Here is a 23462-nt window from a genome sequence, read left to right as displayed (position 1 = left end):
CAGCACCACTCCTCGTGCCCGAACCGAAAAAGCAACCAAATGAGAGAGCATCCGTGTTCCTGTTTAGTTAGCGTATATGGGCTTACAAGTATGGCGACTAGTCATCATCATCGTCTTCATCATGAATTTGCCATTTGAATTCTTCCGATAACAACGTCTGAGCGCCGGTAGTTACGATTTCATCTCCCGGATAAATGCCATGTTGCAGAAAAACCCCTGCAACTGATTCAATGCCATTGATCAATGAAATCCGCTGAAAACGCTCTTTGTCGAGTTGCAAATAAGCCCAAGGTTGGCCCGCATACCAAATAACCGATTGATACGGGATGATAACGCCTGACAATGCTGTGTCAGAATTTGGCACCCAGACTTGTAACTGGCTCCTCTCTCTTAAATGCGCTGTTTTGTTCAGGAAATACCATGTTTCGCCACTTAACACCGGATCAGCGGCAAATGCTGCAGCGACTAACTGAGCCTGGCCAACCGTGTCGGGTTGATTATTTTGCTGCCAACGGATGGTGCTTACCTTTTGGTTCAGACTTTGATTCACTGGAAGCGTAAGTTTTAATAAAGTATGTTCCCGAGCCATCAAAAGATTAAATTCATCACTGCCTTTGATCACCCAATCAGCGATAGGCTGCGGCCATTGATGGCGTATTTCAGCGTGACAATTTTTGACCAGTTGTTGTTTTGATTCTTTTTCCGCTTGAGCTTGAGTCAGATTGGTTTGGGCGAAGTGAACTTCTTTTGATGCCACGCTGCCGGTGGCTTGTTGCAGGGTTTTCAGTCGCGCTAATTCTTTATTCATACTCTGTTCGTTCACCTGAGCGAGGCGCTGGGTCATTTCAAGCTCTGTACAACGGGAACGAGCCAATCTCATATCTTGAGTGGGCAACACCACAGCAACCGCCCGCATCTCAGGAGTAAAGAAACTCACCATCAGTTTTTGGCTTTTAATCGCGGCCATTTCCTGCGCCGCTTCAGACAGCTCAACCGACAGCGCAGAATGATGCGTTAAAGTATTATCTTCATCATCATCGCCCTCAGAATTTTCAGCAGCGTCGAAAGCAGTCTGGTTTCGCTCAACAATGAAAGGCAAAACAAAATATAGCGCTACAATTACCGCTAAAACACTGATGACCCACAACAAAACACGTCTATTGGACTTCATTATCTATTTGCTGCCCCACTGCAAAAATCACACGGCATTACAGCATGACTGCATAATTGTCACAAGGAGAACTTCCTACATCCACTCACAGGACTTGACAGCTAGTTAAGGGACGGGTTTAATACCGCACCTTGTTGGCTCGATAGCTCAGTTGGTAGAGCAAGGGATTGAAAATCCCTGTGTCCCTGGTTCGATTCCAGGTCGAGCCACCATCGAATTCAAAGCCCGGTTTGCATAGCAATCCGGGCTTTTTTATTGCCTGTTATTCCGACCTCGTTACAATTTACCAATATAAAAACTCTTGCTATCAAATTAACCACAGAGACACTGAGATTTAACAAAAATCTATCCGCAGATTACGCAGATGAGCGCAGAGCTAAATATGCTTAAGATTGAGAACTTGTCTCTGGCTCCACCCTTTATCGATATAAATGTGAACCACAAAGACACAAAGGGCACAGAGAGTCTAGCCTAGTATGCATCTCTTCTTTGTATAGAACTAACTAAGTAATGTAGAGCTGGGTTTCACAAATTTAATGATGGTTTAAAGAATAATCTGCGGGTGGCAGCTCATCCAAAAGATACGCAGATTTCTCCGGCTAAAGATTTGGATACTTAATCTCTTTGCCCTTTGTGTCATTGTGGTTTATTACGTAACTAATCCATATATATTGATATAGAAATCTTGGCTGTTGTAAAAAAAACACAAATTAGTAGCAAAATGACCTGATTCACATTTTTTTGTTGTAAAAGTGTTGCAATGAATTCTCAGATGTGGAAAATACACCCTTAACCGAGCACGACTCTGGTTACGAGAGAAACTTAAAGTAATCTGTTAACAATTATAAGGTGGACAGACATGAAAAAAACTACACTAGCTTCATTAGTCGGCGCAGCAGCATTTGCAGCAGCCGGCGCAGCTAACGCGACAATCGTTGTTGGCGGCGAAAACGGATATGAATTCAGCGTTGACGGTAACATCAACCAATTCTACATCTACACTGATCAAAACAGTAACGGCGGCGGCCAAGACAACTCACAAGTTGCTAACGGTCTGTTACCTACATTCCTGGGTTTCAACGTTAAAGCACCTGAAATCAATGGCCTGACTGTTGGTGCACGTGTTTCTATCTCTCCATCTACTAACAACGGCAGTTACGTAAACAATAGTAGTGCAATGGAGCAACGTGAAGCGTTTGCGACAGTTGACGGTGGTTTCGGTCAAATCATGTTGGGTAAAGGCTTAGGTCTGTACTCTGCTAACAATATCTTGTTAGATCAAACATTGTTTGGTGTGGGTGCAACGGCATTCTCTGCAGCTGATAGCCAAAACACTGGACAAACATCATTAGGTCGTATTGGTTACGGTTACGATTACGCTTACTGGCGTTCACAAATCCGTTGGACATCAGTTGATATGAACGGTTTCCAGTTTGCAGCAGCTATCGTTGATAACGATACTGGATTTTTCGATAGTAGCAACCCAGCATACACGGTGGATGTTGCAGAAAAAGACCCGCGTTATGAAGCATCTTTAACCTATGCAACAGCATTTGACGGTGGCTCAGTCAAGTTATGGCTGGATGGTATGACTTCAAGCGTTGAATTTGAAGGCGCAGGTAGTGAGCGTTCAAATGCTTGGACCTTGGGTGGTCAATTAGTAATGGGCGGTTTTGAAGTCGTTGCTGCATACTATGACAACAAAGGTCAAGGTATTGGTGGTTTAGGTGGTTTCGGCGCATTCACTACTGATGGCAATGCTCGTGATGGTGATGGTTACTATGCACAGTTAGGTTACCGTTTTGGTGGTCAAACATTTGTAGCCGCTTCATACGGTGAATCAACGCTGAAGCGCGACAGCCTTTTAGATGCCGCCAACGTTGGTACATTCTCTGACCTTGATAAAAACAGCATGACTACCATTGGTGTTTATCATGATGTGACAGCTAATCTGAAACTGGTTGCTGAATACTCAAAAATGGAAACTGAATACCATGTGCGCTCAGGTGATGACAAAGTTGATGTTATCGCTGTCGGTGGTTTCATTAGCTGGTAATAAGTTTCATACTGAATCGCAAGATTTAGTTTAAAGCTTATAAAAAGCCTCAACCTTCGGGTTGGGGCTTTTTTTTGGTTTCCAGCCGCGCTCGTATTAATTTAGTCGACATGTTAAGACTTACTTATAAACTTGCCAGCAAAAGCAAAGCCAACTCACTTATACGTTGCCTTTTTTTGCCAAATGAAAGACCTAAAACTTAGGTTTGCCCTCCCCAAGCCCAACTCGTTCTGAACCTTTAAGAAGCTCGGCGCATGCCCACTTTTGGGGCTTTCTTATCAAAAGAAATACTTTTTTAGTGCATAGCTTCCTTTTATGCTGTCCTTCAAACTCGTCCAATATTCTCAAAAATGATTGTTTTTGACATAAGAAATACCAGGCCATTATTCCGCAACTCACGCTATATGGTCATTTACAAACATTCAATATCGTCACTTAACTTCAACAAATAAGCAGCTATCTTTTTTTCTCGTCATGGCATACATACTGCTATAACAGTATTACCAAATTTGTAAATCGTAATAATGACGAGGAATCCCAAATGAAAAAAAGCGTTTTTATTTCACTTATCGCGGGTCTATTACTTGCTGGCAATGCCTATGCACAACCATTAAAAATTGGTTACAGCGACTGGCCAGGATGGGTAGCGTGGGAAATAGCAATTGAAAAAACATGTTTGCAGAAGTCGGTGTAGATGTTCAGTTTGAATGGTTTGACTATGTCGCCAGTATGGACGCTTTTGCTGCAGGTCAGTTAGATGCTGTAACCATGACTAATGGTGACGCGTTGGTCACCGGGGCGACAGGTGCTCAAAATGTGATGATTCTGATTAATGACTATAGCAATGGCAATGACATGATCGTCGGTGGCCCAGGCATTAATTCAATCAGCGATTTAAAAGGCAAAAAGGTTGGTGTTGAGTTAGGTTTTGTTGTTCATTTGTTATTAATGAATGGCCTGGAAAAAGCGGGAATGAAAGAAAGTGATGTCAACCTGGTAAATGTCCCCACTAATGAAACCCCACAAGTTTTAGCATCTCGTCAGGTTGATGCTATCGGAGCATGGCAGCCTAACTCAGGACAAGCTCTGCAATTGGTCCCGGATTCTAAACCAATCTATACCAGTGCTGATGAACCTGGTCTTATCTATGATGTTTTAGCAGTATCCCCTTCCAGCCTTGCAGCGCGTAGAGATGAATGGAAAAAAGTCATTGATGCCTGGTACATGGCAGTGGATTACTTGAACGATCCAGAAACACGTGATGATGCTATCAGCATTATGGCTGCCAGAGTCGGTATTGAGCCGGCAGAGTATGAAGCCTTTATCGATGGCACCAAAATCCTGACCAAACAAGAGGCCCAGTCTTTTATGAAAAAAGCAGACGGGTTTGGCTCTTTATATGGTTCAACAGCCATTGCGGATCAGTTTAATGTCGACAATAAAGTCTATGCCGATAAACAGCCTGTTGATAACTATATCGATCCCTCACTTCTGTTAGACGAATAAAGCGAATAAATCTGTAATCAGGTACCGCTGTGTATCGGTACCTGATTTCTCTCAAGGTATTTTTTGGTCGTTAACTGGCAGCAGATCGTTTTGTCTGGAAATTGTAAAGGTACTGACTATGTCACTTTTTTCAGTGAACAAACCACTTAATCCCAATAGTCGTAAAACAGTGACTATCTGTAGTTTTATATTGCCGATATTACTATGGTGCGTGGTGAGTTATGTGCCTTTTGTCTGGCATCCCATGGTGGAAATCACCCAGCCGGGATCGGTGAGTTATTTCCGTGAAAACATGCTGGTTGATAAAGCGCTTTTTAAAACAGAATCAATCAATGCAGCAGAAAAAGGTAATGAACTTCCTGCAGGCATTCCAGCTAACCCTGTTTATCTCCCAGCACCGCATGAGGTAGTAAAAGCGTTTTACGCTTCGTTTACTACGCCGCCAACGCGAAGTAGCGAACTGTGGCTGCACGAAAGTCTGTGGAGCAGTCTCCAAGTTATCTTTTATGGCTTTTTACTTTCATCAATTATCGGTATTCCGCTAGGTATTCTCGCCGGAACCTATGACTTTTTTTCGCGTTTATTTGAACCCTTTATTGAGTTTTTCCGGTATTTACCTGCACCGGCTTTCGGTGCATTGGCTGTCGCCATATTAGGTATTTACCAAGCCCCCAAAATAGCCATTATCTTTATTGGGACGTTTTTTCAGCAAGTTTTAATTGTGGCAAACACCACCAGAAAACTTGATCCCGCTTTGCTGGAAGCAGGGCAAACCTTAGGTGCCGGCAATCGTTCGATGCTGTTTCGCATTGTTTTACCCGGCATTCTTCCTGATCTGTATCGCGATACCCGAATTCTGCTGGGCTGGGCTTGGACATACTTAATTGTGGCGGAACTAATTGGCACCAGCTCGGGGATAACCTGGTTTATCACTCAACAAGCCCGTTATAAAAATTTCGACAATGTGTTTGCCGCGATCATCATTATCGGCATTTTAGGGTTAACCATTGATCTGTTATTGGCCTGGCTGGGTCGACGTTTTTTCCCTTGGCAAAACACAAATTAGGAGCACGATATGAGCGACTTAATATTACCCGACTATCGTGTGCAGACAGATGCCGTTCGAGATCGTTTTGCTCGCATTAAAAAACGTCCTGTCACCATGGAAGTAAAGGGAGTAAGCAAATATTTCAGCAGCAAGCACGGCACGATAACGGCATTAAAAGATATCAACCTGACAATACATAAGCGTGAATTTGTTTGTGTGATTGGCCCATCAGGCTGTGGTAAATCAACCTTGATTAGAATCATGGCCGGCCTGGAGCAAGCTTCCGAAGGTGAAGTCAGACTGGATGGAAAATCCGTTGATAAACCAGGACCAGAACGCGGCATGGTATTTCAGGGCTATACCTTATTTCCCTGGCTTTCGGTCAAACAGAACATCATGTTTGGTTTACGTGAGTCGGGTTATAACAAAGGAAGCGCTGAAGCAGAAGCTCGACAGTGGATTGAATTGATTGGTTTATCGCGGTTTGAAAACAGTTATCCACATCAATTATCTGGTGGAATGAAACAACGGGTCGCCATTGCCAGAGCTCTGGCGAATAAACCCAAAGTCTTGTTGATGGACGAGCCTTTTGGTGCATTGGATGCTCAAACTCGCAGCAAGATGCAATCGCATTTGATGGAAATCTGGAAAAACATTGATGTCACCGTGTTCTTTATTACCCATGATTTGGATGAAGCCATCTATCTGGCTGACCGTATTCTGGTACTGAAATCCAACCCTGGCGAAGTACAAGAAATTATCGAAGTCCCAATTCCACAGCCGCGTCATCCAGATCAGTTTTTAACCGCTGAGTTTTTAGCCACCAAAAAACATTTGGAAGAACTTATTCATCCGGCAAATCAGGACGATGACGAAGATCACCTTAACCTCATCCGAATGGTGCCGGTAAATGATGAAGTTGGGAGTATTTTTTAAATGTATGAATTGAATCAAATGACGTGGGAAGAAGTTGCAGATGCTGTCAAAAATGGCGTTGACACAGCTTTGCTTCCTGTTGGGGCGACAGAACAACACGGTCCGCATATGGGCTGCGGTATGGATTCAGCTATCGCGGATACCTTATGCCGTGAAGTGGCAAAAAATACGCCTGTTTTTTTATTACCCACCTTACCTTATGGTTGTTCAATCGGCCATTCGAAACGCTGGCCTGGAACCATGGCGCTCAATCCTAAAACACTGATTGATGTGATTTCTGATATCGGCGATTGGGTCGTGTCTTCAGGAATCAAACGACTGCTATTGATTAATGGCCATGTCACCAATGCTGCGCCACTTCGTTGTGCATTAGAAATGCTCCGAGCTCGTCATGACGACTTGATGATCGGACTCATCAACACTGCACAAATCTCTGATCGTGTAAAAAAAGCGCATCACGATGATGCTGAAGACTGGCACGCAAATCAGGCTGAGACTGCCCTGATGATGGCCTTACATCCCGGGTTGGTTCGTGAAGATAAATTAGCTGACGCTGATGATCCAGATCGAACAGATGGTTGTGTGTTCAGCCATCCGGTTAATCGTACAAGCCTGAATGGCGTAACCGGAAAACCCTCTGCAGCAACCAAAGCCGACGGTGAAAAATTGTTCAACTGGATGCGTGAAGACTTAACGCAGTTGGTGATGAAAGCGATTAATGAACATCCACCGCTGGATCACAGCTATCACCAGTCTCTCGTATTAAATAATTAATCTACAAAGGTATAAACATGATTAACATCAAATCAGATGACGAAATCAAAAAAATTCAAGAAGATCTGAAAAGCAAAGGGGTGAAATATTGCATGGGCACCTATGTTGATATTCATGGTATTCCCAAAGGCAAAGTCGTTCCACTGTCACATTTGCATCATATGGCTCACGGTTCAGAGCTTTATACAGGGTATGCCGTTGATGGTTTGGGCCAACAACCCAATGACGATGAGATAGCATCCGTTCCAGACCTGGACCATATTATTCAAATGCCCTGGCAGCCAGAAATAGCTTGGATGCCGGCAGATAATACCTTGTATAAACAACCTTATATGCTCAATACCCGGGTTTTGCTCAAATCCGTGTTGGAGCAGGCAAAAACCTTGGGTTATGGCATGAACCTGGGCATTGAAGCTGAGGTATATCTGGTTAAGAAAAATGCCGATGGCACGCTATCGGTTCCCGATCCAGATGATAAGTTGAAAAAACCCTGTTATGACACTCGAGCATTTTTAAGTAATTTCACCTGGTTGGACAAAATGGCAACCAGTATTGATGATCTCGGCTGGGGACTCTATTCATTTGACCATGAAGATGCCAATGGCCAGTTTGAATTTGACTTTAATTATGCTGATGCCGTGACCAGTTGTGACCGTTTCACCTTTTTGAAAATGATGGCAAAAGAATATGCCAAACAAGAAGACTTGTTAGCGACCTTTATGCCTAAACCGTTTTCCAACAAAACCGGGACGGGTGCTCACTTTAATATGTCGTTATATGATTTGGAGACAGGCGCAAACTTATTTCAATGTAAACCGGAAGAAGATGAGCATGGTTTAGGACTTACTAAATTGGGATACCAGTTCATTGCAGGTATTCTCAAACATGGTCCCGCTTTATGTGCCGTGTTTGCACCAACAGTAAACTCATACAAACGTCTGGTTCGTCAGGGCGATATGCCTTATTTCACCTGGGCGCCAGTTTTTAACTCATTTGGTTCAAACAACCGCACCAACTCTGTTCGAGTGCCTATGGGCGGTGGTCGTTGTGAATCTCGAAACGCCGATGGTGCTGTTAATCCATATCTGGCTGCAGCATTAGCTTTGGCCGCCGGGTTGGAAGGTATAAAAGAAGGTCTGGATCCGGGTAAACCGCAAGAAGGTAATTTATACGAATTAAGCGAAGTTGAACGCGAAAAATTAGGTATTCAGTTTTTACCCAGAACGTTGGATGAAGCCATTCAAGCCTTCGCTGCCGATCCATTTGTCGAAAAAGTCTTGGGTAGTGAGTTAAGAAACGAATTTATTCGTTACAAACAAGCTGAGTGGAATGAATACCATACCGTGGTTAGTGCATGGGAATTAGAACGCTATAGCCACTTGTTTTAGGCGCAATTCACATCACCTCAGCAGAAAACTGGGGTGATGGTTTTCTCCTCGCAGCGTATCAACTAAAATAAATCAGCCTTCAAAATTGATACCAAGGCTCTAGGAGTAATGATGAGTAAGGAAAAAGTCTGTCGTATTAGCATTTCGCTGCCAGAAGCCCTCTTGGATGAACTGGACGAAATGGTTAGCAAACGGGGCTTTGACAGTCGATCTCAGGCAATCTGCGATATGATTAATTTACAAATCAATGAACACCGGACCCAGCAAGGTGACACGGTAATGACTGGTACCGTTAATCTGGTTTATAACCATTCCATTCCAGGCCTGCAAAAGCGGCTTCATGATCTTCAATTCGAATATATTGATGAGGTCATTAGTAGCCTGAATGTCAATTTGACACATACCAATACTTTATCGGTCATTCTGGTGCAGGGCCCTGCCAATCGATTAAATATGATTGCCGATCAAATGATTACGCTTCGTGGTGTCGTCTGTGGTCGTTTATTACTTAACGCTGAAATTATTCCGCCTATTCATCCATTGCCTCCCAAACAAAAATAGTAATCTTTTTAGCATTTATTGAGACAATTTATTCCGCTGAAGCATTCTAAGCGTTGCCTAGCGAGTTGACCTGATGATACTGATTCAGTAATTTGGCTCTCAATAACAAAACTACTGGCAATACTAATGACTGATACCAACATCTTGCCCCATTTGATTCAGGCAATTCAATCTGAAATGCTCAATAACGAAGAAGAAATCTCTGCTCTGGACCGAGCAATAGGTGATGGTGATCATCTCACCAATCTTTTACGAGGATTGGATGCAGTAGCCAAGCTCAATAATGAATTGATTCAGCTTGATTGGTCTGCAGCGCTTATGAAAATTGGCATGACGTTGATGTCAACTATGGGCGGCGCCTCTGGATCATTACTTGGCTCCATGTTTGTCAGTATGGGTAAAACAGCCAAAGATCATCAGCTGGATCTTGCCAGTGTAACGGCTATTTATACGGCTGGTGTCGAATCCATAAAGGCCAGAGGGAAATCTGACATTGGTGAAAAAACTATGCTCGATACTCTGATTCCAGTAATGAGCAGTTTACAAACCGCCGTTTTAGAGTCGCAAGATAAATCCAGCGTATTGGAAAATATCAAAACCGCGGCAATTGATGGAATGCTGTCCACCAAAGAAATGCTGGCGACTAAGGGACGTGCCTCATTTTTAGGCGAACGCGCCAGGGGGCACATTGATGCTGGTGCCCGAACTAGTCAATTAATCTTATGTGTTATCGCTGATGAGCTCGGTAAAAATTAACACCCCCAACGAAGCGCTGCGGTATTCACTGGAGCATCCCATAATGCAATCATTTCATCATCGAGCAGGGTCAATGTGACTGAACAGCCGGCCATATCCAGTGAAGTGGTAAAGTTACCTACTAAAGAGCGTTTGATTTCAACGCCCTTGTCTTCCCAGAATTTAGCCGCCAGATCATAAACCAGATAGAGTTCCATTAACGGTGTGGCACCAAAACCATTTACATGCAGCAAAATCTGTTGGCCTGATTGAGGATTTAGTTCTTTATCAATCGCTGCAGTAATATGCTGAACCAGCTCCTCCGCAGAAGCCATAGTCATCGGTTCACGGCCTCTTTCACCATGGATACCTACGCCCATTTCGATCTCGTTATCACTGATATCAAAAGTTGGTCGACCAGCAGCTGGCACAGTGCAACTGCTTAAGGCAAATCCCATCGAAGCAGTGTTTTTGGCAACGTGATCACCCAGGGCTTTGCATTGACTCAGATCCTGACCTTGCTCAGCTGCAGCACCGACAATTTTTTCAACTATCAATGTTCCTGCAACACCGCGACGACCAGTACTATGGTTTTCGGGTAGTGACACATCATCTTTGACCAATACAGTGTCATGCTGACAGTCGAGCATTTCAGCCGCGATCTCGAAGTTCATAACATCGCCCGCATAGTTTTTGACAATAAATAAAACCCCTGCACCATTTTCAACCGATTCTGCAGCAGCCAGCATTTGATCGGGAGTCGGTGAAGTGAAGATTTGACCGGGACAAGCGGCGTCCAACATACCTTTACCAACTAAACCGGTGTGGAGTGGCTCATGTCCTGCGCCACCGCCAGAAATTAAAGCGACTTTGGGGGTTGATGAAGCCGTAAGACGACGAACAAAGGTTGGTTGTTGATTTAGCGCAACAATATCCTGATGTGCTTTGGCAAAGCCATTAAGGCTTTCATCAAGCACATTATCGACGTGGTTAATTATTTTTTTCATTACTCTCACTCCCTTTTTCAGAGCTGTTTTAATAATGTCGTTATTTCCTGAATATCCTGGAAAATCCAGTCAGGACGATAATCAATTTCTGCCAGATCAACTTCTGAAGAAACACCTGTTAATACCATCATACTGCGCATACCAGCATTAACAGCCCCAAGAATATCGGTATCCAGTCTGTCGCCAATGGCAATAGTATTGTGTTTATCGGTACCAAGAATTTCAAAAGCCTGTTGATACAAAATAGGCTCCGGTTTACCAATTACAATGGGTTTTACCCCGGTTGCTGCAGTAAGTGCCGCTAATACCCCACCATTACCCATTACTTCACCAAGTTCTGTGGGTAGCGTGGTATCCGCATTGGTCGCATAAAACTCCGCACCAGCACGAATATTCAAGGTTGCCGTCGCTAACTTATCCCAACTCAACTTTCTATCTAAACCTGAAACGACAAGATCTGCCCAAATATTATCGGTAGTAGCTTGTGGCTCAGTCGGATAATAAGTAGATGTCACCTCAAAACCTTGTTGCTGTAATGGCTCAATCAGGCCCGACTCTCCTATTACAAACACACGTCGTTTAGCTGGGGATAATGTGTCTTTGAGGTATCGTGCAGTTGCCATACTGGAAGTTAGAATCTCATTCGGGTGAACCTCAACCTCCATATTGGCTAATTTATCAATATATTGTTGTTGCGTGAGACTGGCGTTATTTGTCGCAAGAACAAATGGAATATTGACCTTGCGCAAAATCGAAAAAAATTCTGTTAACCCCGGCAGCGGTTTATTACCGTGCCACAAAACTCCATCCATATCGATGATAAAGCCACCCAGGTTATTGATTGTCAGCATGATTACCTGCTTATTAAATAAATTTATATTATGAGAATGTGTCAGAAGCCTCGCACAGAACAAAATAGACTGTCCAGTAATGAATGAACGCGAAAATCGTTAAAAAACCGGAAAAATTGACAGAAATGAACATAGTGCTTTATAGTCTGCGAGCGTATTTTCAACGTAAAACTACAAATTAAATCAATTATTAGGAGCATGTCAGCATGGCAAAAGCACTTATCCAAATGGCTCTGGATTCTCTGGACTTCGATCAAACTCTCGCATTGGCAGAACAAGTTGCCCCTTATGTCGACATTCTGGAAGTCGGTACTCCTTGCATCAAATACAATGGCTTGGAAATCGTTACTGCCCTGAAAACCAAGTTCCCTAACAACCTGATTCTGGTTGACCTGAAAACTATGGATGCTGGTGAATACGAAGCAACCCCTTTCTATGAAGCTGGTGCTGATATTTGTACCGTTTTGGGTGTTTCTGATAAAGCCACAATGGGCGGCGTTATTAAAGCAGCCAACGCAAACAATGCAGAAGCTCAAATTGACTTGATCAGCGTTAGAGATAAAAAAGCTGTTGCAACTGAAGCTGCAAAAAATGGCGCACAAATCATCGGTGTTCACACTGGTCTGGACGCACAAGCAGCTGGTCAAACACCTTTTGCTGATTTACAAGCAATTGCATCTTTGAATTTGGGTGTTCGCATTTCTGTTGCTGGTGGTCTGAACAAAGACACTATCCAAAAAACAATTCAAGCTGGCGCAACAATCGTTGTTGTTGGTGCCGCTATCTACGGCGCACCTTCTCCAGCAGAATCTGCTAAAGAACTGCGTGCATTAGTTGATGCTGCATAAGCAGAATAAACAGTAGCGCAAATAAAACGAGTGGCCCAGTGCCACTCGTTTTTTTTAAGCTTTACTGACTCATCCGATTTTTTAGTGTGTTAGTTGTACCAGCAGTAAGTTATTGACCATGCAGATAAATTGGTCAAAAACACCAGAGCGTGATTATAATCCTACGTCTGAGCCTGCTGGCTTGCCACAAAGAATCTAAAATAGTAATTTACCCGTTGCACCAACCTCATCATGTTGGGCAGATGGGGTTAAAAAATGTAACAGGGGTATACTCATGAGTGATAAAGGTTTTTTTGCTTCAATCTGCAGCTTTTTTAAAGGTTTGTTTTCATCTGACAGTGATAGTTGCTGCAAACCAGAATCCAAAGCAGCAGCTGCACCAGCTTCGAAAAAAGCGAATGATGGTTTAACTGGTGTAGAACGTTATATCCGTGCCCAATCAAACAGTGGCTCAAAATTAACGGGCGTCGAAAAATATATTCGCAGTCAGTTGTCTTCAAATAAAACGATGACAGGTGTTGAAAAATATATTCGCAGCAAAGCTAATGCAGCACCGTTGACTGGCGTTGAACGTTATATTCGCAGTAAAGCTTAATACAACCCTCTACTAGCGGGCCCCTGTTTTAAAATCAGGGATGATAGCGACCGGATTAACATCTGGCCGTGTATTTCGCATACGAATTTTAATTAAGCTCAATAGCTCCACAAACTAACTCATAAAGGTAAGAAAATGGCGAATTTACTTGATCAATTAAAGCAAATGACCGTCGTTGTTGCTGATACCGGTGATATTCAAGCAATTGAAAAGTACACTCCTCGTGATGCAACAACTAACCCATCATTGATTACTGCAGCGGCACAAATGCCACAATATCAAGGTATCGTTGACGATACTTTGAAAGCAGCTCGTCAATCTTTGGGTGCCGATGCACCTGCATCAGAAGTAGTCTCTTTAGCGTTTGACCGTTTGGCCGTTTCTTTTGGTCTGAAAATTCTGGAAATCATTCCAGGTCGTGTTTCAACTGAAGTAGACGCACGTCTCTCTTATGACACTGAAGCAACTATTGCCAAAGGTCGTGACCTGATTGCTCAATATGAAGCAGCTGGTGTTTCACGCGATCGTATTCTGATCAAAATTGCGGCGACTTGGGAAGGTATTCAAGCAGCTGCTGTGCTTGAAAAAGAAGGTATCCACACTAACCTGACATTATTGTTCGGTCTGCACCAAGCTGTTGCTTGTGCTGAGAACGGCATTACCCTGATTTCACCATTTGTTGGCCGTATTCTGGATTGGTACAAAAAAGACAGTGGTCGTGATTCATACGAAGCACATGAAGATCCAGGTGTATTGTCTGTCACTGAAATCTACAGCTACTACAAAAAATTTGGTTACAACACTGAAGTTATGGGTGCAAGCTTCCGTAACGTTGGTGAAATCACTGAATTGGCAGGCGTTGATTTATTAACTATTTCTCCAGGCCTGTTAGATGAATTGCAAAAAACTGAAGGTACTCTGGAACGTAAATTGTCGCCTGAAGTTGCTGCAAAAGCAGATGTTGCAAAACTGAATTTGGACAAAGCTACTTTTGATGCGATGCATGCTGAAAACCGCATGGCGGCAGAAAAACTGTCTGAAGGTATTGATGGTTTTGCCAAAGCATTGGAAACATTGGAAGAACTGCTGGCTACACGTCTGGCAAATCTGGAAAGCTAATTTCTTGATTAGCAATCTGCAGTCAGGTTGCGGCTAACCCTGCAACCTGACTCAACAGTTTTTGGCTCAATTGACTTGCCGCCAAATTCTGAACTATAGTCCCGCTCGCACTATTGCAGCGTGACAATAATTTTTTTAAATCTTAGGAGTAAAATAACATGGCTGAAATTCAAATGGCTCTGGATTCATTGGATTTTGACGCAACTATGGCGCTGGCTGAACAAGTCGCTCCTTACGTCGATATTCTGGAAATCGGTACACCTTGCATCAAATACAACGGTCTGAAATTAGTTAAAGCTCTGAAAGCTGCTCACCCAGACAAAAAAATTCTGGTTGACCTGAAAACTATGGATGCTGGTGAATACGAAGCAACTCCTTTCTTTGAAGCTGGTGGTGATATCACTACTGTTTTAGGCGCTTCTGATATGGCTACCATGAAAGGCGTTATCAAAGCTGCAAACGCTAACAATGCTGAAGCTCAAATCGATTTGATCGGTGTTGAAGATAAAGCTGCTGTTGCTAAAGAAGCTGCTGCTAACGGCGCGCACATCATCGGTGTTCACACTGGTCTGGACGCACAAGCTGCTGGTCAAACTCCATTCGAAGATCTGAAAACCATCGCTGGTTTGGGTCTGAATGTTAAAGTTTCTGTTGCTGGTGGTATCAACAAAGATACTATCCAAAGCACTGTTCGTGCTGGCGCTGATATCGTTGTTGTTGGTGCAGCTATCTACGGTGCTCCTTCTCCAGCTGAATCTGCTAAAGAACTGCGTGCATTGGTTGACGCAGCATAAGGATTAGTAAAATGACAATGCATCGTGATCTAGTTGTAAACAAAATCACTGATATCCTGAAAGCCACTGACAGTTCGCTTGAAGCTGAATTTGTTGCTATGTGTGATGATGCCAAGCGTATCTTCATCACTGGTGCAGGTCGTTCAAGACTGGTAGGAAACTTCCTGGGTATGAGGCTGATGCATAGTGGTTACACTGTCTATGTTCAAGGTGAAATCAGTACACCAAGCATCCGCGAAGGCGATTTGTTAATCGTTATCTCTGGTTCTGGTGAAACAACACAGCTGGTTTCATTTGCAAATAAAGCTAAATCTGAGAAAGCAAAAGTGGTTTTGATTTGTTCAAAATCCAGTTCAACGATTGGTGATCTTGCAGATAAAACAATTCAAATTGGTACCGATGACAGCTTTGCTCCTACAAAGGGCATGCCGATGGGAACCATGTTTGAATTGTCTACATTGATTTTCCTGGAAGCTATCGTTTCTCATTTAATTCATGAGAAAGGTATTCCGGAAGAAGAGATGAGATATAGACACGCTAATATGGAATAACCACTTTCCTTAGCAATAAAATAAGAACGGGCAATCTTCGGGTTGCCCGTTTTTTTATGTCTGTCGTTCTCGTGTCTCAAAACGGTATAATACTCTGCTATTAAAATTAATCCGGTTTGAGATGATATGTCTGCCAAAACGCTTTACGATAAATTATGGGATCAACATGTTGTTCGCAGTGAACAAGATGGCACAGCGCTGATTTATATCGATCGCCACCTGGTCCATGAAGTCACCTCTCCACAGGCCTTTGAAGGCTTACGTCTGGCGGGTCGTATACCCTATCGTTTAAATTCTATTCTGGCGACCCCCGATCATAACGTGCCAACTTCTCATCGCGAACAGGGTATTGCTGATCCTATTTCACGATTGCAGGTCGAAACGCTGGATCAAAATTGCGCACAATTCGGCATTACTGAATTTGGCCTTAATGATTTACGTCAAGGCATTGTGCATGTCGTCGGTCCTGAACAAGGGGCAACTCTTCCCGGAATGACTGTAGTCTGTGGCGATTCTCATACTTCAACGCATGGTGCTTTTGGTGCTTTGGCATTTGGTATCGGTACATCCGAAGTTGAGCACGTCATGGCAACGCAATGTCTGATTCAACGTAAATCCAAAAACATGCTGGTCAAAGTTGAAGGCCATGTTAATCCAGGCATTACAGCTAAAGATATCGTGCTGGCAATCATTGGAAAAATCGGCACCGCCGGTGGCACAGGCTACGCAATCGAATTTGCCGGGGAAGCTATTCAGGCGCTATCAATGGAAGGCCGCATGACGGTTTGTAATATGACCATTGAAGCGGGTGCCCGTGCCGGCATGATCGCTGTCGATGACACCACTATCAATTACTTGAAAGGTCGTCCATTTGCACCGAAAGGTGAAAATTGGGACAAAGCTGTCGAACTATGGCGCGAGTTGCACAGTGATGTCGACGCGCATTTTGATAATGTGGTTACTTTGGATGCCAGCCAAATCAAACCTCAGGTTACCTGGGGAACATCACCTGAAATGGTGGTTTCGGTAGATTCCAATATTCCAGATCCCGATGCAGAGAATGATGCTGTAAAACGTAACGGTATGTTAAAAGCCTTGAAATACATGGGTTTAAATGCAAACCAGCCAGTTCAAGATATCCGCTTGGACAGAGTATTTATCGGATCTTGCACCAACTCACGAATTGAAGATTTGCGAGAAGCTGCAGCTGCAATTAAGGGTGGCAAAGTCGCTGCAACGGTCAAACAAGCGATGGTCGTTCCTGGTTCTGGTTTAGTCAAACAACAGGCAGAACAAGAAGGTCTGGATAAAATCTTTGTTGAAGCTGGCTTTGAATGGCGCGATCCAGGCTGTTCCATGTGCTTGGCAATGAATGCTGATCGTCTGGAAGCTGGTGAGCATTGTGCCTCAACATCAAACCGTAATTTTGAAGGCAGACAAGGGCAAGGTGGTCGTACGCACCTAGTCAGCCCTGCAATGGCTGCTGCCGCGGCAATTGCTGGTCATTTCGTTGATATCACTGCACATTAATGGCAACAGATTATCAGGCCGCTGAGGCTGAACTCAGCACCTTGCGTGATTTTTTACGTTGGACGACATCCCGCTTTGAAGAAGCCCGGCTCTTCTTTGGTCATGGCAATAATGATGCGTTTAATGAAGCGACCCAGCTTATCCTGCATAGCCTGAAACTTCCGGTAACCGAGTTACCGGAAATATTTCTTGATGCCCGTTTGTGTAGTGCTGAAAAACACGCTTTATTACAATTGGTCAAACGTCGGATCGAGCAACGTGTTCCAGTCCCCTACCTGACACATGAAGCCTGGTTTGCTGGTCTACCGTTTTATGTGGATGAGCGAGTACTGATCCCCCGCTCGCCTTTTGCCGAATTGATTGATAGTCAATTTGCCCCATGGTTGCAAAATGCCGATTCGGTTAAGCGCATTCTGGATATGTGCACCGGCAGTGCGTGCATTGCCATAGCCCTGGCAATGACATTTGAACATGCAGAAGTCGATGCCGTCGATATCAGCGAGGAAGCACTGAAAGTTGCCCAGATCAATAAAAACAAACATCTGCTAGGCGATGAACTTAAGCTTATCAAATCGGATTTATGGACGGAATTGAACAGCTCACGGCAATATGATCTGATTATCAGTAATCCGCCGTATGTAGGTGACTTGGAAATGGCCAGCCTGCCTGCTGAATATCATCATGAGCCGGTGCATGCGTTGCAGGCCGATGATAATGGGTTAGCGTTAGTTGAACAGATAATTATCGGCGCAGCCCAGTTTCTGACACCGCAGGGATTACTGTTTGTTGAAGTGGGCAATAGCGATCTGGCAGTTGATGAGAGATGGCCGGAAACCCATTTTTTATGGCTTGATATGGAACAAGGCGGTCATGGGATCTTTATGTTAACTCAGCCACAATGCGCTGAATTTGCTAACAATTATTCCTGAGTTTCACGGATAGGCAGTTCCGATTCAGCCTGATAGATCCTGACACAGTTTCGCCCGGCCATTTTCGCTTGATACATAGCACGATCCGCCATCTCAAATAAGCTATTGAGTGTGTCCTGCTTGTCATGGCGCAATGTTGCAACACCAACACTTATAGTGATGCTGATGCTTGCCGGATTGAATCGTGTCAGGCGCTTCTGCATGCGTTGCATTAGTAGTGATGCCATCTGCTCATCACATCCCGGTAATAACAAAACAAATTCCTCGCCCGACCAACGCGCGATCATGTCGACATCACGCACATGACGTTTCAACCAGTTACCCAATTCCGCCAGCAAATTATCACCACGAACAAAGCCATACTGTTCATTAATAGCCCGGAAATGATCCAGATCGATAACCGCCATCGCTAAATCACGTTTAAAACGATAGGCTTCGCTTAGATATTTACCAGCGAACTCTCGCAATGCATGGCGGTTGAAGAGCTGTGTCAATTCATCAAGCATCGCCAGACTGCACAAGGAATTTTGCTGTGCTCTCAATTCACGGAAATTCTGGTAGCTGGTAATGTGGTTAAAAACTCGTTGGCGAAGCTCTTCACGGACAATTGGTTTAGAAACAAAATCATTAACGCCAAGATGGAACAACTCAATCTTACGCGACACATTATCAAACCCGGAAGTCGCGATAATTGGCACATTGCCATAGTCTTCTCGCAAACGACGGATCTTCCTGACTAAAGTGATACCACTCATGCTGCCTTCCAGCATGATATCGGTAATCACCAAATCATAATCCCCACCACTGAAAGCTTCCCATGCCTCTTCTGCAAAGGTGTAGGCGTCAACATCGAGCCCCATATCAGTCAGTAAATCGATAATAATGGTTTGTAATACGCGGGAGTCTTCGATGAATAACACCCTACCGGATAATTGGCGGGTTTCACGTTGGGCAAGACGTTGTACATAAATACCCAACTCAGACTCATCATGCTTACTAAAAATATCGGTGGCGCCAGCCAGTAATGCCTGTTTAAGAACTCGCGCATTATCGCTTTCGGTCATGACTAGCACCGCAGCATAATCATAACCATTGATAGCGCGTAATTGGCCACAAAATTCACTGCCAGCGATATCTGGCAGATCATCACTGCAACAGACTAAGCGATAGCGAGTTTGTTGAGCATATTCCAGCCCTTGGTAGCCGGTTTCGGCGATGTCTGCTTCAAACCCTGCGGCTGATAGTAGTGCGCGGGCTTTATTTCTGAATTCTGAAGAAGCGTCTACAACTAATGCATTGAGTTTTTGCACTAAACCAATCCTTTTTACTAATGTGCATTCTGCCTGTTGCTGAACATTAACAGCAAGCTTTCCCTGACAGAATTTGTTGTGTAAAGCTGGTACGAAGGTAAAAACCGCATGGATGATGCAATTCTACCTCCCCATCATGACCAATTTGACGATTGGTGATGCGGCTATGTGCGGCCTTGGGACGAATTTGCAGATAGCGTCCTAATTTGGCGGTAACCGCGCCTTCTGCAATCATAATTTCCATCAATTCTTCCCAATCCTGCCGCAGAACCGTTTCCTGTTGCTCTGAAGGTTGCCACAATATTGCCTGTCCAACATAGCGCTCCTCAAGTGGAATAGAGTTGTCAGCCTCAATGGGCAACCATAAAACCTTGCTCAGTTTACGACGCAACCAACAGTTCTGCCAATGGGTTTCTGCTGCGCCTCGAGGTGAAACGGTACAAACATAGGTTGATTCTTTAGGCTCGCCTCGATTGTTCAAAGGAATGGTTTTGAGCTCAATCCCTAACGCAATAAAATCTGGTTCAGCCTGATTACCCGCATCGGCACCCAATACGCGTTCTAACAAATTTCCCAGCCAGCCTTTGTGTCGGCGCAAATCTGCAGGAACAGTGAGCTGGCATTGTTGAGCCAATTGTCCTACCGTTTTGCCCGCTATTTGCTGACAACGCAGCATCAACTCAGCTTCAGAGGCCGGTGGCGAAACAGGGTTTAAGTTGGGGTAAATATCATCAGACATGGGTGGCATGATAATCTAGTACGTTTAAATCTGCTTGAGGCGGTATCGGTGAAAGCGCTGACCATCGAACATCTGAATAAAACCTATCGTAATGGTTTTGAAGCACTGAAAGATATTAATCTGACAGTTGAAGAAGGCGACTTCTTTGCTTTGTTAGGGCCAAACGGTGCCGGTAAATCGACGACCATCAGCATATTGACCTCGCTGGTGACAAAATCCAGCGGCTCGGTGAAAATCTTCGATGCCGATCTGGATAGCCAAACCGAACTGGCAAAAAGTTATATCGGTCTGGTGCCGCAGGAATTCAATTTTAATGGCTTTGAACAGGTCAAACATATTCTGGTGACCCAAGCTGGTTATTACGGTGTGCCTGCCAAGCAAGCTGAGCCTCGTGCAGATGCTTTGCTGAAACAACTGGGCTTATGGGAAAAACGCCATACAGCATCTCGTTCATTATCCGGTGGTATGAAACGACGACTGATGATTGCCCGAGCGCTGGTGCACAATCCGCGACTGCTAATTTTAGATGAACCTACCGCTGGCGTTGATATCGAGTTACGCCGTTCTATGTGGGTGTTTTTACGCGAAATCAATCAAAGCGGCACCACCATTATTCTGACGACACATTATCTAGAAGAAGCAGAAAACCTGTGTCGCAATATCGCCATCATCGACAAAGGTCGAATTGTGGAAAATACCGATATGAAATCGTTATTAAACCGTCTGGATAAAGAAACATTTGTGTTGGATTTACTGGAGCCATTGAACGATAGCAGCCTGTTAAACGGGATTGCCTTTCATCAGGTTGATGCCCATACCATCGAAGTCGAGTTGCAGCGCCAGGAAGGTTTGAATGACTTGTTCAGTGAGTTAACTAAACGCGGCATCAAAGTGGGTAGTATGAAAAACAAGGTGAATCGTCTAGAAGAATTATTCTTAACACTGGTTGAACGTCCGGAGACAGTTGAATGAATCATCGTCGCAACTTCGTTGGATAGCCTTTTCAACGATTGTTACGCGGGAGGTCCGTCGTTTCCTGAGAATCTGGGCGCAAACCCTATTACCGCCAGCTATCACTATGACGCTCTATTTCATTATTTTCGGCAATCTGATTGGCAGCCGTATTGGTGAGATGGACGGCTTTAGTTATATGGAATATATCGCGCCCGGCATCATTATGATGGCGATTATTAATAACGCCTACTCCAACGTTGCCTCGTCATTTTTCAGTGCCAAGTTTCAAAATCATATTGAAGAATTGATGGTCTCTCCGGTGCCCAACTATATTATTCTCGCCGGTTATGTCGTTGGTGGTGTCGCCCGTGGCTTATGTGTGGGTTTGATTGTGACACTGGTATCGTTGATTTTTACCAAAATCTCAATTCAACATATTGGCATCACCATCAGCATGGTAATTCTCAGTGCCATCATGTTTGCGCTTGGTGGCTTTATTAATGCGCTGTATGCCCGTAGCTTTGATGAAATTTCGATTATCCCGACCTTTGTGCTGACGCCGCTTACTTATCTGGGTGGGGTGTTTTATTCGATCTCGCTGTTGCCGGAATTCTGCAAAACGTTTCGTTATTGAATCCGGTTTTATATATGGTCAACGCGTTTCGTTATGGCTTGTTAGGTGTGTCGGATATTCCGGTGGCTGCTGCCTTTGCCATCATTCTGCTGTTTATCACCGCTCTGACCGCCTATGCGTTGTATCTGCTACATAAAGGTACTGGCTTGAGGAATTGATTTTTATTAAATTTAGCCAATTAACTTGAGCGCATCACGAACGACTTCAATCCCAACTCCAGGCAAATGGGCATTTTCACTTAAGTGCCGCCGCCAGCGACGAGCACCGGGCAAGCCCTGAAACAAGCCCAGCATATGCCGGGTAATGGATTTCAAGGGTCTGCCCTCTTTCATTCGCATCTCGATATACGGCAACATTAATTCCACTATTTCGTGCTGGCTCGGTATCACACGATCATCATTAAAAATTCGTTTGTCCGCTTCTGCCAGAATATAAGGTTGATGATAAAGTGCTCGCCCCATCATCACTCCATCGACCTGTTGTAGATGTTTTTCGGCTTCATCCAGCGTATGAATGCCGCCATTAATATCCAGATGCAAATCTGGAAATGCCCTTCTAATCTGATATACCTTTTCATATTCAAGTGGCGGGATATCACGGTTTTCCTTTGGACTTAAGCCTTTTAACCAGGCTTTGCGGGCGTGCAGAATCACTGCATCAACCTCGGCCTTATAAACAGCATCGACAAATTCTCTTAGAAATTCATAGTTATCATGTTCATCAATACCTAAACGGGTTTTCACCGTAATTGGGATATCAACGGCCTGTTTCATCGCTGTGACGCATTCTGCAACCAGCCGGGGCTCGGCCATCAGACAAGCTCCAAAGCGGCCATTTTGAACACGATCACTGGGGCAACCGACATTCAGGTTAATTTCCTGATAACCAGCCTCGGCGCCTAATTTGGCACATTTTGCTAATTCTGCCGGATCACTGCCACCCAACTGTAATGCCATCGGATATTCGATTACATCATGTGCCAGAAAACGTTGATGATCGCCATGCAACAATGCGCCTGTGGTGATCATTTCGGTATACAACAAGGTATGTTTGGAAATAAGTCGGCATAAATAACGGAAATCCCGATCGGTCCAATCCAGCATGGGCGCCAGAGATAGGCGATGGGCGAATTTAATATTTGTGGTCAAAGTCATAATAAAGCCTGTTTAATCCGACATTTTCGCAAATCAGTCGCTAAAATGCCCAGCTAATACGTTTTTAAGTCCTTCAATGAGCATTATTTACATCAACGATATTGCGCTGCAGGTTGTTCGCAGTGCGCGCAGAAAGTCGATTGCCATCAAAATCCAAGATGGTAAGGTCAGTTTGCATTTGCCTAAATTGATGCCGTTGTGGCTGGCAAAACAATTTGTGATGCGCAAACAGCAATGGATCGCTGACAAATTACTGCACTATCAAAAACGGC

The 23462-nt window shown here is 44.1% G+C and carries 24 protein-coding genes, 1 tRNA gene and 1 pseudogene; 20 read left to right on the top strand and 6 right to left on the bottom strand.

Annotated features, from left to right (window positions below; all coding sequences use genetic code 11):
* Window positions 1–97 precede the first annotated feature (97 nt).
* Window positions 98–1171: a hypothetical protein gene (locus E8Q33_RS07890; protein ID WP_136554003.1), complete on the bottom strand. Its 1074-nt coding sequence runs from the start codon at window positions 1169–1171 to the stop codon at window positions 98–100.
* Window positions 1172–1307: 136 nt separating this feature from the next.
* On the opposite strand from E8Q33_RS07890, the gene E8Q33_RS07885 reads away from it, so the two are divergent.
* The 10 genes from E8Q33_RS07885 (at window position 1308) to dhaL (ending at window position 10196) form a co-directional block, all read left to right on the top strand.
* A tRNA-Phe gene (locus E8Q33_RS07885) sits at window positions 1308–1383 on the top strand.
* A 647-nt stretch (window positions 1384–2030) separates the two neighbouring features.
* A complete protein-coding gene (locus E8Q33_RS07880; RefSeq protein ID WP_136554001.1) occupies window positions 2031–3227 on the top strand; it encodes a porin in 1197 nt (398 codons plus the stop codon).
* 541 nt (window positions 3228–3768) lie between these two features.
* Window positions 3769–3921 carry a hypothetical protein gene (locus E8Q33_RS15975; RefSeq protein WP_247869975.1) on the top strand — a complete coding sequence of 51 codons (153 nt, stop codon included), beginning with the start codon at window positions 3769–3771 and terminating at the stop codon, window positions 3919–3921.
* Window positions 3900–4733, top strand: a complete 834-nt coding sequence (locus E8Q33_RS07875) for an ABC transporter substrate-binding protein (protein ID WP_247869974.1) — start codon at window positions 3900–3902, stop codon at window positions 4731–4733. The genes E8Q33_RS15975 and E8Q33_RS07875 overlap by 22 nt, the downstream gene beginning before the upstream one ends.
* Window positions 4734–4851: 118 nt before the next feature.
* Window positions 4852–5799 carry an ABC transporter permease gene (locus E8Q33_RS07870; RefSeq protein ID WP_136553999.1) on the top strand — a complete coding sequence of 316 codons (948 nt, stop codon included), beginning with the start codon at window positions 4852–4854 and terminating at the stop codon, window positions 5797–5799.
* Window positions 5800–5808: 9 nt separating this feature from the next.
* Window positions 5809–6717, top strand: a complete 909-nt coding sequence (locus E8Q33_RS07865) for an ABC transporter ATP-binding protein (protein WP_136553997.1) — start codon at window positions 5809–5811, stop codon at window positions 6715–6717.
* Window positions 6718–7491 (top strand): creatininase family protein, encoded by a 774-nt coding sequence (locus E8Q33_RS07860; protein WP_136553996.1) that lies wholly within the window; start codon window positions 6718–6720, stop codon window positions 7489–7491. It abuts the gene before it with no gap.
* 17 nt (window positions 7492–7508) lie between these two features.
* Complete coding sequence (gene glnT / locus E8Q33_RS07855) at window positions 7509–8879, top strand: type III glutamate--ammonia ligase (protein WP_136553994.1); 1371 nt, start codon at window positions 7509–7511, stop codon at window positions 8877–8879.
* Between the two features lie 111 nt (window positions 8880–8990).
* Window positions 8991–9440: a nickel-responsive transcriptional regulator NikR gene (gene nikR, locus E8Q33_RS07850; protein WP_136553992.1), complete on the top strand. Its 450-nt coding sequence runs from the start codon at window positions 8991–8993 to the stop codon at window positions 9438–9440.
* Between the two features lie 126 nt (window positions 9441–9566).
* The gene (gene dhaL, locus E8Q33_RS07845) at window positions 9567–10196 is read left to right on the top strand and encodes a dihydroxyacetone kinase subunit DhaL (protein WP_136553990.1); all 630 of its coding nucleotides are present in this window, start codon (window positions 9567–9569) and stop codon (window positions 10194–10196) included.
* Here the strand turns inward: dhaL and dhaK are convergent.
* Together dhaK and E8Q33_RS07835 are read right to left on the bottom strand one after the other, a co-directional pair.
* The gene (dhaK, locus tag E8Q33_RS07840; protein WP_136553988.1) at window positions 10193–11182 is read right to left on the bottom strand and encodes a dihydroxyacetone kinase subunit DhaK; all 990 of its coding nucleotides are present in this window, start codon (window positions 11180–11182) and stop codon (window positions 10193–10195) included. The two genes, dhaL and dhaK, sit on opposite strands and share 4 nt — an antisense overlap.
* Before the next feature lie 17 nt (window positions 11183–11199).
* Window positions 11200–12033, bottom strand: a complete 834-nt coding sequence (locus E8Q33_RS07835; RefSeq protein WP_069296295.1) for an HAD-IIA family hydrolase — start codon at window positions 12031–12033, stop codon at window positions 11200–11202.
* A gap of 206 nt (window positions 12034–12239) precedes the next feature.
* Here E8Q33_RS07835 and hxlA (E8Q33_RS07830) point away from each other — a divergent pair, with 206 nt between their 5' ends.
* From hxlA (E8Q33_RS07830) to prmB, 7 genes are all read left to right on the top strand, one after another.
* The gene (gene hxlA, locus E8Q33_RS07830; RefSeq protein ID WP_069296296.1) at window positions 12240–12881 is read left to right on the top strand and encodes a 3-hexulose-6-phosphate synthase; all 642 of its coding nucleotides are present in this window, start codon (window positions 12240–12242) and stop codon (window positions 12879–12881) included.
* Between the two features lie 274 nt (window positions 12882–13155).
* Window positions 13156–13476, top strand: coding sequence for a hypothetical protein (locus E8Q33_RS07825; protein ID WP_069296297.1), 321 nt, complete (start codon window positions 13156–13158; stop codon window positions 13474–13476).
* Window positions 13477–13611: 135 nt separating this feature from the next.
* Complete coding sequence (locus E8Q33_RS07820) at window positions 13612–14595, top strand: transaldolase (protein ID WP_069296298.1); 984 nt, start codon at window positions 13612–13614, stop codon at window positions 14593–14595.
* A gap of 158 nt (window positions 14596–14753) precedes the next feature.
* Window positions 14754–15389, top strand: coding sequence for a 3-hexulose-6-phosphate synthase (hxlA, locus tag E8Q33_RS07815; RefSeq protein WP_069296299.1), 636 nt, complete (start codon window positions 14754–14756; stop codon window positions 15387–15389).
* A gap of 11 nt (window positions 15390–15400) precedes the next feature.
* The gene (hxlB, locus tag E8Q33_RS07810) at window positions 15401–15940 is read left to right on the top strand and encodes a 6-phospho-3-hexuloisomerase (protein WP_084003021.1); all 540 of its coding nucleotides are present in this window, start codon (window positions 15401–15403) and stop codon (window positions 15938–15940) included.
* A gap of 126 nt (window positions 15941–16066) precedes the next feature.
* Window positions 16067–17470, top strand: coding sequence for a 3-isopropylmalate dehydratase large subunit (gene leuC, locus E8Q33_RS07805; RefSeq protein WP_069296300.1), 1404 nt, complete (start codon window positions 16067–16069; stop codon window positions 17468–17470).
* Window positions 17470–18399: a 50S ribosomal protein L3 N(5)-glutamine methyltransferase gene (gene prmB, locus E8Q33_RS07800; RefSeq protein WP_136553986.1), complete on the top strand. Its 930-nt coding sequence runs from the start codon at window positions 17470–17472 to the stop codon at window positions 18397–18399. The genes leuC and prmB overlap by 1 nt, the downstream gene beginning before the upstream one ends.
* Here prmB and E8Q33_RS07795 read toward each other — a convergent pair.
* Together E8Q33_RS07795 and mutH are read right to left on the bottom strand one after the other, a co-directional pair.
* Window positions 18390–19709, bottom strand: coding sequence for a diguanylate cyclase (locus E8Q33_RS07795; RefSeq protein ID WP_069296302.1), 1320 nt, complete (start codon window positions 19707–19709; stop codon window positions 18390–18392). The two genes, prmB and E8Q33_RS07795, sit on opposite strands and share 10 nt — an antisense overlap.
* Before the next feature lie 46 nt (window positions 19710–19755).
* Window positions 19756–20448 carry a DNA mismatch repair endonuclease MutH gene (gene mutH / locus E8Q33_RS07790; protein ID WP_136553984.1) on the bottom strand — a complete coding sequence of 231 codons (693 nt, stop codon included), beginning with the start codon at window positions 20446–20448 and terminating at the stop codon, window positions 19756–19758.
* A gap of 48 nt (window positions 20449–20496) precedes the next feature.
* Between mutH and E8Q33_RS07785 the strand changes: the two genes are divergently transcribed.
* Both E8Q33_RS07785 and E8Q33_RS07780 read left to right on the top strand, forming a co-directional pair.
* A complete protein-coding gene (locus E8Q33_RS07785; RefSeq protein WP_069296304.1) occupies window positions 20497–21420 on the top strand; it encodes an ABC transporter ATP-binding protein in 924 nt (307 codons plus the stop codon).
* Window positions 21413–22194, top strand: a pseudogene (locus E8Q33_RS07780) (ABC transporter permease). The gene E8Q33_RS07785 and the pseudogene E8Q33_RS07780 overlap by 8 nt, the downstream one beginning before the upstream one ends.
* 12 nt (window positions 22195–22206) lie before the next feature.
* Here the strand turns inward: E8Q33_RS07780 and dusA are convergent.
* Window positions 22207–23190: a tRNA dihydrouridine(20/20a) synthase DusA gene (gene dusA, locus E8Q33_RS07775; RefSeq protein ID WP_136553982.1), complete on the bottom strand. Its 984-nt coding sequence runs from the start codon at window positions 23188–23190 to the stop codon at window positions 22207–22209.
* 76 nt (window positions 23191–23266) lie between these two features.
* Between dusA and E8Q33_RS07770 the strand changes: the two genes are divergently transcribed.
* On the top strand, window positions 23267–23462 hold a 196-nt coding region (locus tag E8Q33_RS07770), incomplete at its 3' end, for a YgjP-like metallopeptidase domain-containing protein (RefSeq protein WP_136554148.1).

The organism is Methylophaga sp. SB9B (genome assembly GCF_004832235.1).
Classification (GTDB): domain Bacteria; phylum Pseudomonadota; class Gammaproteobacteria; order Nitrosococcales; family Methylophagaceae; genus Methylophaga; species Methylophaga muralis.
Note: the sequence above shows the minus strand (reverse complement) of the source record. Positions and strands in the feature narration are given on the sequence as shown.